The organism is Anaeromyxobacter sp. PSR-1 (assembly GCF_000964525.1).
GTDB lineage: Bacteria > Myxococcota > Myxococcia > Myxococcales > Anaeromyxobacteraceae > Anaeromyxobacter.
Genome location: NZ_BAZG01000137.1, coordinates 1 through 11,575 on the forward strand (window position 1 = coordinate 1; position 11,575 = coordinate 11,575).

The following is an 11,575-nucleotide window of genomic DNA, read 5'->3' on the forward strand; positions in this document are numbered from 1 at the left end:
AGCGCCAGGCGCAGCGCGTGCACCTCGACCGGCGCGACCGCCCGCTCGAAGTAGCCGACCGCCACCGGCACCTCGGCCTCGCGGCGCCGCGCCTCGAGCGGCCCGCGGGCGTACTCCGCGAGCGTGCGGTCGAGGCGCTCCAGCGCGCCGGGGACGGCCGGATCCAGGTCGGGCAGCGCCGCGGTCCACGCCCGCGCCGGCGCCTCGCCCTCGGCCAGGCGCCGCTCCAGCTCGCCGAACGCCTCGGACCGGCGGTGCGCCAGCCAGTGCACCAGCAGCCAGCTCGCGGCGTAGTCGTCGAGCGCCGGCCGCGCGCCCGGGCCGCCGTCCCACGCCAGCAGCTCGCGGACCGGGACCGGGGAGGCGCGCGCCCGCGCCAGCCGGTCGGCGGGGGGCGCGCCCACGTGGAGCGCGCGCACGCCCGGGTCGTCGCCGAGCGACTCCATGTAGACCGCCAGCCCCTCGGCGAACCAGCGCGGCTGCCGCCGGAGCGCACCGGCCAGGTAGTGGTGCGTCAGCTCGTGCGCGAGGAGCGCGCGCTGGCGTCGGTCGATCGCGCCCGACAGCACGATGCGCGGCGGGCCGCCGGCGTAGCGCAGGTAGTAGCCCTCCGCGCCGTCCGGCGCGAACGGGCGGTACTCCTGGTCGGTGCGGAAGGCGATCACCTCGACGCGCGCCTCGTCCTCGGGCGCGGGCGTGCCGAGCGACGGCGCGCCGAGCGTGGCCGCGACCCCGGCGCGCAGCCGCTCCAGCCGCGCCACCAGGGCGGCGGCCTCCGGCGCGCCCAGGTCGGTGCGCAGCACGAAGTGGTCGCTGGTGAGCTCGCGCCACGGGGCGCCGCCGTGCTCCGGGCAGCGGAAGGTGCGCGCGGGCGCCGCGCACGCCTGCGCGAGGAGCGCGGCGAGCACGAGCGGAACGGACGCGGCGGCCGGGGGTGACCGCATGACCGGGGATCGTACGCGCGCCGGCGGGCGCCTGCGCAAGCCCCCCCTCCCGACGCGGGAGGCGGCCTAGGGCGTGGCGTGCGGCGGCCGGAGGTGGGGCGGGTCGCGCGGCTCGGGCAGCTCGGCCGGTGGCTCGACCGGCGGCTCGCTGCCCTGGAGCTGCACCTCGAGCCGGAAGGTGATGGCGAACTCGCGGAAGCGCCCGCCGCGCTCGGCCTCCCACGGCCAGGCCACCTCCGGCTCCAGCTCGTAGAAGATCCAGCGCCGGTAGAGGTCGCGCCGGAAGCGGCCGTAGACGCGGTAGCGGTCCACGTCCGTCGGCGCGTCGGTGGCGCCCTCCACCGAGGCGGCCAGCGACACCGCGGTCCGCGGGCCCAGCGCGCGGAGGCCGGCCAGCTCCGAGCCCCACTCGATCCCGCGGCTGCGCTGGGTGAGCCGCGAGGTGCCGGCGAGCCGCACGAGCGCGATGGAGCGGAGCGGGCGCTCGACCGAGGCGTCGAGCGAGGTGCCGAGCCGCGTGTCGGTGCGCCAGAACCCCGCCAGCGCCATGCGACCCAGCACCCACCGGCCCAGCGGGACCGACGCCCGGTAGCGCACCCGCCCGAACGCGCCGACCGGGAGCTCGAGCAGGAGGCCCGTGCCGAGGTCCACGTGCGAGTAGAGGCCGTCCCAGGCGCCGTAGCGCAGCTCCGCGTTGGCGGCGCCCTGCTGGTTCGGGCCGAGCGGCGTCGCGCCGGTCAGCTCCGGGTAGAACCCGTTCACCACGTCCTCCGCCTGGCCCACGATCACCAGGCGGAGCCGCTCCAGCCTCCGGTTCAGCCCGGGCAGGCGCAGCACCGCCCGGACGTCGAGCGCGTACGCGGGCGTGCCGTACTGGTGGACGCGGAGCGCGTTGCGCACGCGCAGGAACGAGCGGGCGCGCTCGGCCTCGAGGTCGCGCTCGTCGGAGAAGAACCGGTCGAGCACCAGCACCGGCGCGAACAGCCGCTCCTCGAGGAAGGCGTGGCCGACGTCGAGCCAGGTGTCCTCGGCGTACGGGGGCGGGGAGGCGTCCTTGGGCGCGACGGAGGGATCGGGCGGCGGCGCCGGCGTGGTCTCGGGGCCGGCCTCGGCCGGCGGCGATGGCGTGGGCGCGGCCGGTGCCGTCGCCTCCGGCGCCGGCGGTGCGGGCGTGGACGGCGCGGGCGTGGACGGCGCGGCGGCCGGCGGCGCGTCCGGCTCCGGCGGCTCGGCGGCCGTCGCAGGCGCCGCGACCGCGGTGAGCAGCGCCGCGGCGAGGGCGCGCAGCGGGCGGAGGCGTCGGTCGGGCCGCACGCGACGACGTTACCGGGAGTCGGGCCCGCGCGACAGGGGCGCGCGCGCCTCCAGGCGGCGCAGGTTGCCGCGGGCCTCGCGGCTCGCCGGGACGAGCGCGAAGCCGGCGTCGGCGATGGCCCGCTCGGTGTCGCGGTTCGGGTGGCAGCCGCCGGTCACCCAGGTCCAGGCCGGCTGCAGGAGGTCGTGGATGCGCCCCGCGAGGCCGGCCGGGCGCACGTGCTCCATAGCGCGCAGGTCGCCGCCGGGCCGGAGCACGCGCCGCAGCTCGGCGAGCGCGCGCGGCGGGTCCTCCACGCTGCACAGCACGAGCGCGCAGAGCACCGTGTCGAAGGCCCCGTCGCGGAAGGGCAGCGCCTCGGCCCTCGCCCGGACCATCGGCACGCCCGGGCCGCGGCGGCGGGCGCGGGCCAGGTTCTGCGGGTGGGGATCGAGCGCCAGGATGCGCACCTCCCCCGGCGCGAGCGGCAGGTTGCGCCCGGTCCCGGTGCCGAGGTCGAGCGTCCGGCCGCGGGCGCCGCCGGCGAGCCACCGCCGCCAGCGCCCCACCACCCCGCGCTCGGCGAGCGAGAGGCCGAGGTCGTAGAGCCAGGGGATCTGCTCGAGGCCGCGCATCCGTCAGTCCAGGTAGCCCTGCGCCTGCAGGTGGAAGAGGTGGGCGTACCGGCCGTCCCGCGCGATCAGCTCCTGGTGCGTGCCGAGCTCCTCGAGGCGCCCGCCGTGCAGCACCCCGATGCGGTCGGCGATGCGGACGGTCGAGAAGCGGTGGGAGATCACGATGGCGGAGCGGTGCGCGGCGAGCGCCTGGAAGCGGTGGAACAGCTCGTGCTCGGCCTCCGCGTCGATGGACGCGGTCGGCTCGTCGAGGATGAGCACCTCCGCCTCGCGCATGAACGCCCGCGCGATGGCCAGCTTCTGCCACTGGCCGGCAGAGATCTCGTGGCCACGCTCGAACCAGCCGCCCAGCACGGTGTCGTAGCGCTGCGGCAGCGCGTCGATGACCGGCTCGGCCCCGCCGCGCCGGGCCGCCTCCTCGATGCGGGGGCGGTCGTCCACGTGGAGCGGGTTGCCGAGGCCGATGTTCTCGGCGGCGGTGAACTGGTACCGCACGAAGTCCTGGAACACCGCGCCGATCCGGCCGCGCAGGTCGGCCGGGTCCATGTCGCGCAGGTCCACCCCGCCGTACAGGATGGCGCCCTCGGTGGGCTCGTAGAGCCGGAGCAGCAGCTTCACCAGCGTGCTCTTGCCCGCGCCGTTCTCGCCCACCAGGCCCAGCTTCTCGCCGGGCGCGAGCGTGAGCGTCACGTTCCGGAGCGCCCACTCCTGCTTGCCCGGGTAGCGGAAGGACACGTCGCGCAGCTCGAGCGCCCCGGGGCGGCCGCGCGGCGGCGACAGCGCCGGCCGGACCCGCGGCGCCTCGCCGCCGGTCGGGATGCCCAGGAAGGCGAACAGGTTGGACATGAACAGCGCGTCCTCGTACATGCCGCCCATGGCGGAGAGGATGGCCTGCACCGCCCCCTGGCCCTGCCGGAACACCGCGATGTAGAGCGTGAGGTCGCCGAGGGTGATGGCGCCCTGGGCGGCGCGGCCCGCCATGAGCGCGTACATCCCGTAGAAGGCGGCCAGCGAGACCAGCCCGAACGCCACGCCGGCGCGCATGCGGCGGATGGCGATGCGCCGGTCCTCCTCGAAGAACTTGCGGAACAGCGCCCGGTAGCGCCCCAGCACGAGCGGGCCCAGCCCGAACAGCTTCACCTCCTTCACGTGGCTGTCGCGGGTCAGGATCCACTCGAGGTAGTTGAGCTTGCGCCCCTCGGGTGCGCGCCAGGTGTTCACCCGGAACGACTCGGCCGAGAGGCGGGCCTCGGCCACGAACGCCGGGATGGACGCGGCCACGATGACGAGGACGCTCGCCGGGGAGAGGCGGAGGAGCAGGCCGGACAGCGCCGCGAGCGTGACGGCGTTCTGCCCGATCGCGAACGCCTGCATGGCGAGGGAGAGCGGCCGGGCGGAGGCCTCCCGCCGGGCGTTCTGCATCTTGTCGTAGACCTCGGCGTCCTCGAAGTGCCGGAGCTCGAGCTCGACCGCCTTCTCCAGGATGCGCTCGTTGATGACGTTGCCGACGCCGGCGCGCATCAGCTCGCGCAGCATCCCGAGGAGCCGGGCGAGCGCCAGCTGGAGGCCCATCAGCCCGGCCTCCGCGGCGACGAGCCACAGCACGCGCACCCGGTCGGCGGCGAGGCCGCTGCGGGCGGAGGCCACCACGCCGTCCACGATGAGCTTGCCGACCCAGGCGACCGCCGCGGGCAGCAGGGCCGAGACCAGCGTGAGCGCCGCCACCGCCAGGGCGCTGCGGCGGTCGGTGTCCCACACCAGCCGCAGCGTGCCCGGGACCTGCCGGAACACGGTCCGGGCGCCCGCGATCCGGCCGCGGAGCGAGGCGTCGGCGGCGGGGCGGGGAGGGCGGGCGTGGCGCGGGGTCACCGGGGATCGTTCCTTAGCGGACGGCGCCCGCGAAGTCGACGGGCGCGACGCTTCATTTCTCGGCCGCGGTGTCGTAGATCAGCGGCGACATGAGCATCCCCGAGCAGCGGAGCGACGCGACGACGGCGATGGCGGCCGCGGACTGGTCCATCGAGCGCGCGGCGCAGTACTACAACGTGAGCGGCTGGGGCGCCGGCTTCTTCTCCATCAACGAGAAGGGGCACGTCGCCGTCCACCCCATGGGCCAGCCGGGCCCGACCATCGACCTGATGGACGTGGTCGAGGACATCCGCGAGCGCAACATCGGCTTCCCGTGCGTGGTCCGGTTCCAGGACGTGCTGCGCGCCCGGGTGAAGCAGATCAACGAGGCGTTCGGCAAGGCCGTCGCCGAGATGGGCTACGGCGCGAGCTACTTCGGCGTCTACCCGATCAAGGTGAACCAGATGCGCGAGGTCGTCGACGAGATCGTCGACGCCGGCGCGCCGTACCACTACGGCCTCGAGGCGGGCTCGAAGGGCGAGCTGCTGGTGGTGCTCGGGATGAACGCCGACCCCGAGGCGCTCACCATCTGCAACGGCTACAAGGACGAGGAGTACCTGCGGCTGGCGCTGCTCGGGCGCAAGCTGGGCCGCAAGGTGATCGTGGTGATCGAGAAGCTCTCCGAGCTGCCGCAGCTGCTGCGGCTGGGCGAGGAGATGGGCGTGGACCCGATGGTCGGGCTGCGCTCCAAGCTCACCACCCGCGGCACCGGGAAGTGGGAGGGCTCCTCCGGCGACTTCGCCAAGTTCGGCCTCACCGTCCCGGAGCTGATCCAGGCGGTGCGGATCCTGAAGGAGGCCGGCAAGGAGCACTGCGCGAAGCTCCTCCACTTCCACGTCGGCTCGCAGCTCACCGAGATCCGGGTGGTGAAGGACGCGGTCAACGAGGGCGCCCGCGTCTACGCCAAGCTGCGGAAGATGGGGCTGCCCATCGAGTACTTCGACGTGGGCGGCGGCCTGGGCGTGGACTACGTGGGCACCCGCACCAACGACTTCGCCTCGTCGGTGAACTACTCGATGGACGAGTACGTGGGCGACGTCGTCTACAACGTGCAGCGCGTCTGCATGAACGAGGGCGTGCCCGAGCCGCACCTCGTCTCGGAGTCGGGCCGCGCGGTCACCGCGCACCACTCCTGCATCATCATCCCGGTGTTCGGGCACATCGAGATCGGCTCGGCCGAGGAGATCGCCAAGGCCTCCGAGCCCGAGCCGAACGAGGCCAAGGTGGTCCGCGAGATGCGCGAGATCGTCTCCTCGCTCACCCCGCGCAACCGCGCCGAGACCTACCACGACGCCGCCGCCAAGAAGGAGGAGGCGCTCCAGATGTTCAAGCTCGGCATCCTCGGGCTGGAGGAGCGCGCCGTGGTGGAGAGCCTGTTCTGGAAGCTGGTGCGCGGCATCGCCGACATGAACCGCGGCAAGAAGCGGCCGCCGCGCGAGACCAAGGACCTGGGCGACAAGATCGCCGACCAGTACATGGCGAACTTCTCGCTCTTCCAGAGCGCGCCGGATCACTGGGCCTTCGACCAGCTCTTCCCGATCGTGCCGCTGCACCGGATGGGCGAGGCGCCCACCCGCGACACGACCATCGTGGACATCACCTGCGACTCGGACGGGAAGATCGACCGCTTCATCGAGGGGGAGGGGGTGGACGAGACGCTCTCGCTCCACGCGCTCCGCCCCGGCGAGCCGTACTACCTCGGCATGTTCATGACCGGCGCCTACCAGGACATCATGGGCGACATGCACAACCTGTTCGGCCGGGTGAACGAGATCCACGTGTTCGTGGACGACGAGGACCCGGAGGACTTCTACATCGAGGAGGTCATCCCCGGGGACACCATCGAGAAGGTGCTCTCGCGCGTGCAGTACGAGCCCGCCGACCTGTTCCGCCGCGTGAAGGCCGCGCTCGACCAGAAGGTGAAGGAAGGCGCCATCCGCCCGAAGGAGGGCGTGAGCCTGCAGGACTTCTACGAGGCGGTGATGAAGGGCTACACGTACCTGGGCGGCGTGTAGCGCTTGCGCCCGCGCGCCCGCGGCGCAATGGATCGGGCGTGGCGCGGCGCAGGCAGGGCGAGAGCCACGAGACCTTCGTGGAGCGCCTCATCCGCGAGGCGCAGGAGGAGGGCGCGTTCGAGCGCCTCTCCGGCGCCGGCAAGCCGCTGCCGCTCACCGGCGGCGAGCTGCCCGAGGCCTGGTGGATCAAGGAGAAGCTGAAGCGCGAGGGGCTCTCCTCCCTGCCCGACGCGATCGCGATCCGCCACGAGGCCGAGGCGGTGCTGGCCGGGATCGAGCGGCTCGACGACGAGCGGGTGGTCCGCGAGCGCCTCGAGGCGCTGAACGCGCGCATCCGCCGCATCAACCGGACCGCGGTGGCCGGCCCGCCCACCACGCTCGCGCCGCTCGACGTGGAGGCGGCGCTGGAGCGCTGGCGGGCGCGCCGCGCCGCGGCCACCCCGGCGCCGGGCCTCCGCCCACGGTGAACGGACCCACCAGGGCGTCTGCGGACCTCGCGGCGGCGGCGCATCATGGTGACCGACCGTCAACCAAGCCGGCGCGCGGCCGGGGAGAGGAGCCGAGATGAGCGGCGTCTACAAGAAGATCGAGGTGGTCGGGACGTCCCCGGTGAGCTTCGCGGAGGCGACCCGGGCCGCGATCGAGGAGGCGGGCCGGACGGTGCGGCACATGAGCTGGTTCGAGGTGGCCGAGCAGCGCGGCGCCATCAAGGACGGCAAGGTGGCCGAGTTCCAGGTGACGCTGCGCATCGGCTTCAAGCTGGAGTGAGGCGGGACGCGGCGGCGCTCCCGGGCCGCGGGGCCCGGGAGCGCGCGCGGGCTACTTCGCCTTCGCGGCGGCCTTCCCGGGCTTCACCTCGATGCTCGTGGCGGTCATGCGGTACTCGATCGTCACCTTGTCGCCCTTCTTCACCTCGCCGGTGAGCTTGGTGTCGGCGTTCCGGGCGATCTCCCACTTCTCCTTGCCCTTCTGCACGGTGATGCTCTCGTCGCCGACCTCCACCACCGGGGCGGTGACCTGGTACGTCTTCGTGGCGCCGAGCGCCGGCGCGGCGAGGCCGGCGAGCAGGGCGGCGAGTGCGAGGCGCTTCATGGTCCGTCTCCTGGTTCAGGGGAGCTGCGGGCGCCATTGACGGCCTCGCCCCGCCGGCGGGAAAGCGTCACGTGGGGTGCCCTCGGGCGGGTGGCGCCGCTCGTGGCGCGCCCGTTACATCCCCTCCCATGTTCGCGAAGAAGCCCACGCTCCCGGCGGCCGGCGAGGCGCTCCCCGGCCGCGACGCGCCGATGCCCGTCCCCGAGCACCACTTCGTCAACGGCAACCGGATCGTCCCTCCGTTCCCCGCCGGCCTGGAGCTCGCCGACTTCGGCCTCGGCTGCTTCTGGGGCGCCGAGCGCGTGTTCTGGCGCCTGCCCGGCGTGTACGCGACCGCGGTCGGCTACGCGGGCGGCGAGACGCCCAACCCGACGTACCGGGAGGTCTGCACCGGCCGCACCGGGCACGCCGAGGTCGTGCGCGTGGTGTTCGACCCGGCCACGGTCTCGTACGCCGATCTCCTGAAGGTGTTCTGGGAGTCGCACGACCCGACCCAGGGCATGCGGCAGGGGAACGACGTGGGGACGCAGTACCGCTCCGCCGTGTACACGCACGGTGAGGCGCAGCGGCGGCTGGCGGAGGCGTCGCGCGAGGCGTACCGGGCCGCGCTCGCGGCGCGCGGGGGCGGGGCGATCACCACCGAGCTCCGCGACGCGCCGCCGTTCTACTACGCCGAGGAGTATCACCAGCAGTACCTGGCCAAGAACCCGGAGGGCTACTGCGGCATCGGCGGCACCGGGGTGAGCTGCCCCGCGTTCGCCGCGCGCTGAGCCGCGGGCGCGCCGGTCCGGCGGCGTGCGCTTGATCCAGCGCAGGCGGCGCGAAACCTTTGCGCGCACGGCCGCGTGCCGCGGTGGCGGGGCTGTCGGAGGGCGCCGCACCTCGGGTATGGTGCGCGCCATGCCCGTGGCGCCGCTCGCAGCGTTCCTGGCGTTGGCGCTCGCCGCGACGCCCCAGCCTCCCCCCGAGAGAGCGCGCGTGGCGTCGGTCCCGGAGGCCGCCGGCGGGGTGGTCATCACGGCGCTCCCGCCGCCGCCCTCGACGGTCGTCCGGACGACCAAGACCTACGGCACGGTCACGCTCGATCACGCCGCGCACCTCGCGCGGAAGATCTCCTGCAAGTCCTGCCACGGGAACGGCGCGGTCACCAAGATCGAGTTCACGCCCAGGCTGGCCCACGACACCTGCCGCAGCTGCCACGTGCAGCTCGCGAAGGGGCCGACCGACTGCCGCGGCTGCCACGTGGTGGCGCCGCCGAAGGAGGCGCCGGTGGTGGCCGAGGCGGCGCCGAAGCCCCCGGCCGGCGCGGTGATCCGGGCCGGCGAGGCGCGCCCGCTCATGTCGGCGGCGCCCTCCGCCGGCGGGGTGACCGGCGGCGTGGCGAGGGGCGCCGCGGCGGTGCCGTCGCTGCCCCACGGCGCCGCCGGCGAGGTGGAGCCGGGGCCGGCGCTGGCGCCGTTCGTGCGCACGCTCGAGGCCGGCCTCTCCGTCCTCGGCGGCTCGGGCCAGGACCTCGTCGCCGGCCCCTCGGTCCGCCTCACCTCGCACTACGACCGCGCGCTCCTCACGCACAGCCTGGACTGGGTGGGCGGGCGCGACCAGGGCCGGGTGCTCTTCATGGTGGGCGGCGGGGCCGAGCTCCCGGTGCACGAGCGCGTCGCGCTCCAGCTCGTCGGCATCGGCGGCGTGGACGCCGCCGGGAGCACGGTCGTGCTCATGCCCGCGCTGGGCGCGCGGGTCGGCCTGGCCTGGCGGCGCGCCGTCCCCTGGCTCGACACGCTCACCTTCTCGTTCGCGGGCGTCTCCGAGCTGGTGCGCCGCCGCGACGACCTCGGCGAGCGGGAGGGCGGGGTGATGTTCGCCTTCAGCGTGACGTCGGGGTACCGGCTGGAGCAGTTCGCGCGGTAGAAGCCCCGACACCGGCCGGATCGGGACCGCGCGCCTCCGTCGATCGGGCGCGGTCGGACACGCTCACGGCGGCTCGGCCCGGAAGCGCTCCGCCAGGAACTCCACGAACAGGCGCGTGCGCGCCGGGGGCGTCCGCGAGGCGGGCCACAGCGCGTGCACCGGGACCGGCGGGGGCTCGAAGTCGGTCAGGACCAGCTCCAGCGCGCCACGATCCAGGTGCGCCCGGACCTGCCACAGCGTGGCGGCGCCGATCCCCAGCCCGCGCGCCGCACCTTCGATGGCCGCCGTGAGCGAGGTGGTGCGGAGCCGTCCGCCGACCTGCACGCGCTCGTCCTTTCCCTCGACGCGAAACGGCCACGAGGCGCCGCGCCGGTAGCCGGTCCACACCAGGCAGGCGTGGCGTGCCAGGTCGTCGGGCCGCTCCGGACGCCCGGCGCGGGCGAGGTAGCCCGGGGCGGCGAAGTAGACCTGGCGCAGCGCCGCGATGCGCCGCGCGCGCAGGGTGGAGTCGGAGAGGCTGCCGATCCGGATCGCCACGTCCAGCCCGGCCGCGATGAGGTCCACGAAGCGGTCGTTGATCTGGAGGTCGGCCTCCAGCCGAGGGTGGCGCTCGAGGAACGCCGCCAGCGCCGGCACGACCTGGCCCGGGCCGAACAGCGACGACGCGCCCACCCGCAGGACGCCGGTGGCCTCGGCGTGCCCCTCCGCCGCCTCGCGCCGCGCATCGTCCAGGTCGGACAGCGCTGCCCGGACGCGCCGGTAGTAGGCGAGCCCCGGCGCGGTGGGGCTGGAGCGGCGCGTCGTCCGGCGCACCAGCTCCACGCCCAGGTCGCGCTCCAGCGCCGCCAGCGACCGGCTCACCGCCTGCAGCGAGCGCCCCAGCGCGCGAGCCGCCGCGGTGAGGCTCCCGTGCTCCACCACCGCCACGAACGCCTCGAGGTCCGCCAGCCGTCCGACCGATTCTCCCATGCGGCGAGAGAGTCTATCCCGCGCCGCCCGGGTTCGCCGCGGGGCGCCGCCGCCTAGGTCTCCGGCTCGACCTCCGGAGGCTCCGCATGCCGCGCTCGACCGCCGCCCGCACCGCCCCAGCCATCGCCTCGCCACCGGCCAGCGCCGCGCCAGGGCCCACTCGCAGCCTGGTGGCCGCCATGGCCATCGCGGTCGGGGTCCCGGCCGGCAGCCTGTACCTCGCGCAGCCGCTGGTCGGGAGCATCGGGCCGGCGCTCGGGATGTCGCCGGGCTGGGCGGGGGCGGCGGTCACCGCCACGTTCCTCGGCTACGCGCTCGGGCTGGTGCTGCTCGTCCCGCTCGGCGACGTGCTGGAGAACCGCAGCCTGGCGCTGCGGCTGCTCGGGGCGAACGCGGTCGCGGCCGCGGCCGCCGCGGCGGCGCCCGGACCGGCCACATTCCTCGCGGCCGCGCTGCTGCTCGGCGCGAGCTGCAGCGTCATCCAGGTGCTGGTGGCGCTCGCCGCGCACCTCGCGCCCCCGGAGCGGCGGGGGCGGGTGGTCGGCGACGTGATGAGCGGGCTCATGCTGGGGATCCTCCTGGCGCGCCCCATCTCCAGCGTGGTGGCCGGCGCGTGGGGCTGGCGCACCGTGTACGCGGCGTGGGCGGCGCTGGCGCTCGGCGCTGGCCTGCCGCTGTGGCGCCGGCTGCCGCGCTGGCGCGGCCCGGCCGGCCCGGGCTACGTCGCGCTGCTCCGCTCGCTCGGGGCGCTGGCTGCCGGCGAGCCGGTGCTGCGCCGGCGCGCGCTCGGCTCGGCCCTCTCCATGGCGG

Annotated in this window: 12 protein-coding genes; 6 read left to right on the plus strand and 6 right to left on the minus strand. The window is 75.2% G+C overall.

Annotated features, from left to right (window positions below):
• The 4 genes from PSR1_RS16985 to PSR1_RS17000 form a co-directional block, all read right to left on the minus strand.
• Positions 1-944: DUF1570 domain-containing protein (locus tag PSR1_RS16985; protein ID WP_152643372.1), on the minus strand; the 944-nt coding region annotated here is incomplete at its 3' end.
• A 66-nt stretch (positions 945-1,010) separates the two neighbouring features.
• Positions 1,011-2,258 carry a hypothetical protein gene (locus PSR1_RS16990; protein WP_059438646.1) on the minus strand — a complete coding sequence of 416 codons (1,248 nt, stop codon included), beginning with the start codon at positions 2,256-2,258 and terminating at the stop codon, positions 1,011-1,013.
• Between the two features lie 9 nt (positions 2,259-2,267).
• Positions 2,268-2,873 carry a class I SAM-dependent methyltransferase gene (locus tag PSR1_RS16995; RefSeq protein ID WP_059438647.1) on the minus strand — a complete coding sequence of 202 codons (606 nt, stop codon included), beginning with the start codon at positions 2,871-2,873 and terminating at the stop codon, positions 2,268-2,270.
• 3 nt (positions 2,874-2,876) lie between these two features.
• Entirely contained in the window at positions 2,877-4,742 is a 1,866-nt protein-coding gene (locus tag PSR1_RS17000; protein WP_059438648.1) for an ABC transporter ATP-binding protein, read from the minus strand.
• Between the two features lie 89 nt (positions 4,743-4,831).
• On the opposite strand from PSR1_RS17000, the gene speA reads away from it, so the two are divergent.
• The 3 genes from speA (at position 4,832) to PSR1_RS17015 (ending at position 7,564) form a co-directional block, all read left to right on the plus strand.
• A complete protein-coding gene (gene speA, locus PSR1_RS17005) occupies positions 4,832-6,796 on the plus strand; it encodes a biosynthetic arginine decarboxylase (protein ID WP_059438649.1) in 1,965 nt (654 codons plus the stop codon).
• A 38-nt stretch (positions 6,797-6,834) separates the two neighbouring features.
• A complete protein-coding gene (locus PSR1_RS17010; protein WP_059438650.1) occupies positions 6,835-7,263 on the plus strand; it encodes a DUF1992 domain-containing protein in 429 nt (142 codons plus the stop codon).
• A gap of 97 nt (positions 7,264-7,360) precedes the next feature.
• Complete coding sequence (locus PSR1_RS17015; RefSeq protein WP_059438651.1) at positions 7,361-7,564, plus strand: dodecin; 204 nt, start codon at positions 7,361-7,363, stop codon at positions 7,562-7,564.
• Between the two features lie 51 nt (positions 7,565-7,615).
• Here PSR1_RS17015 and PSR1_RS17020 read toward each other — a convergent pair whose 3' ends face one another.
• Positions 7,616-7,888 carry a hypothetical protein gene (locus PSR1_RS17020; protein ID WP_059438652.1) on the minus strand — a complete coding sequence of 91 codons (273 nt, stop codon included), beginning with the start codon at positions 7,886-7,888 and terminating at the stop codon, positions 7,616-7,618.
• Between the two features lie 128 nt (positions 7,889-8,016).
• Here PSR1_RS17020 and msrA point away from each other — a divergent pair, with 128 nt between their 5' ends.
• Both msrA and PSR1_RS17030 read left to right on the plus strand, forming a co-directional pair.
• Positions 8,017-8,658 carry a peptide-methionine (S)-S-oxide reductase MsrA gene (gene msrA / locus PSR1_RS17025; RefSeq protein WP_059438653.1) on the plus strand — a complete coding sequence of 214 codons (642 nt, stop codon included), beginning with the start codon at positions 8,017-8,019 and terminating at the stop codon, positions 8,656-8,658.
• A 208-nt stretch (positions 8,659-8,866) separates the two neighbouring features.
• Positions 8,867-9,796 (plus strand): cytochrome c3 family protein, encoded by a 930-nt coding sequence (locus PSR1_RS17030; RefSeq protein ID WP_237758094.1) that lies wholly within the window; start codon positions 8,867-8,869, stop codon positions 9,794-9,796.
• A 63-nt stretch (positions 9,797-9,859) separates the two neighbouring features.
• Here the strand turns inward: PSR1_RS17030 and PSR1_RS17035 are convergent, their stop codons facing one another.
• Positions 9,860-10,765: a LysR family transcriptional regulator gene (locus PSR1_RS17035; RefSeq protein ID WP_059438655.1), complete on the minus strand. Its 906-nt coding sequence runs from the start codon at positions 10,763-10,765 to the stop codon at positions 9,860-9,862.
• An 86-nt stretch (positions 10,766-10,851) separates the two neighbouring features.
• On the opposite strand from PSR1_RS17035, the gene PSR1_RS17040 reads away from it, so the two are divergent.
• Positions 10,852-11,575 (plus strand): MFS transporter (locus tag PSR1_RS17040; RefSeq protein ID WP_152643373.1); only part of this gene is annotated, 724 nt, incomplete at its 3' end.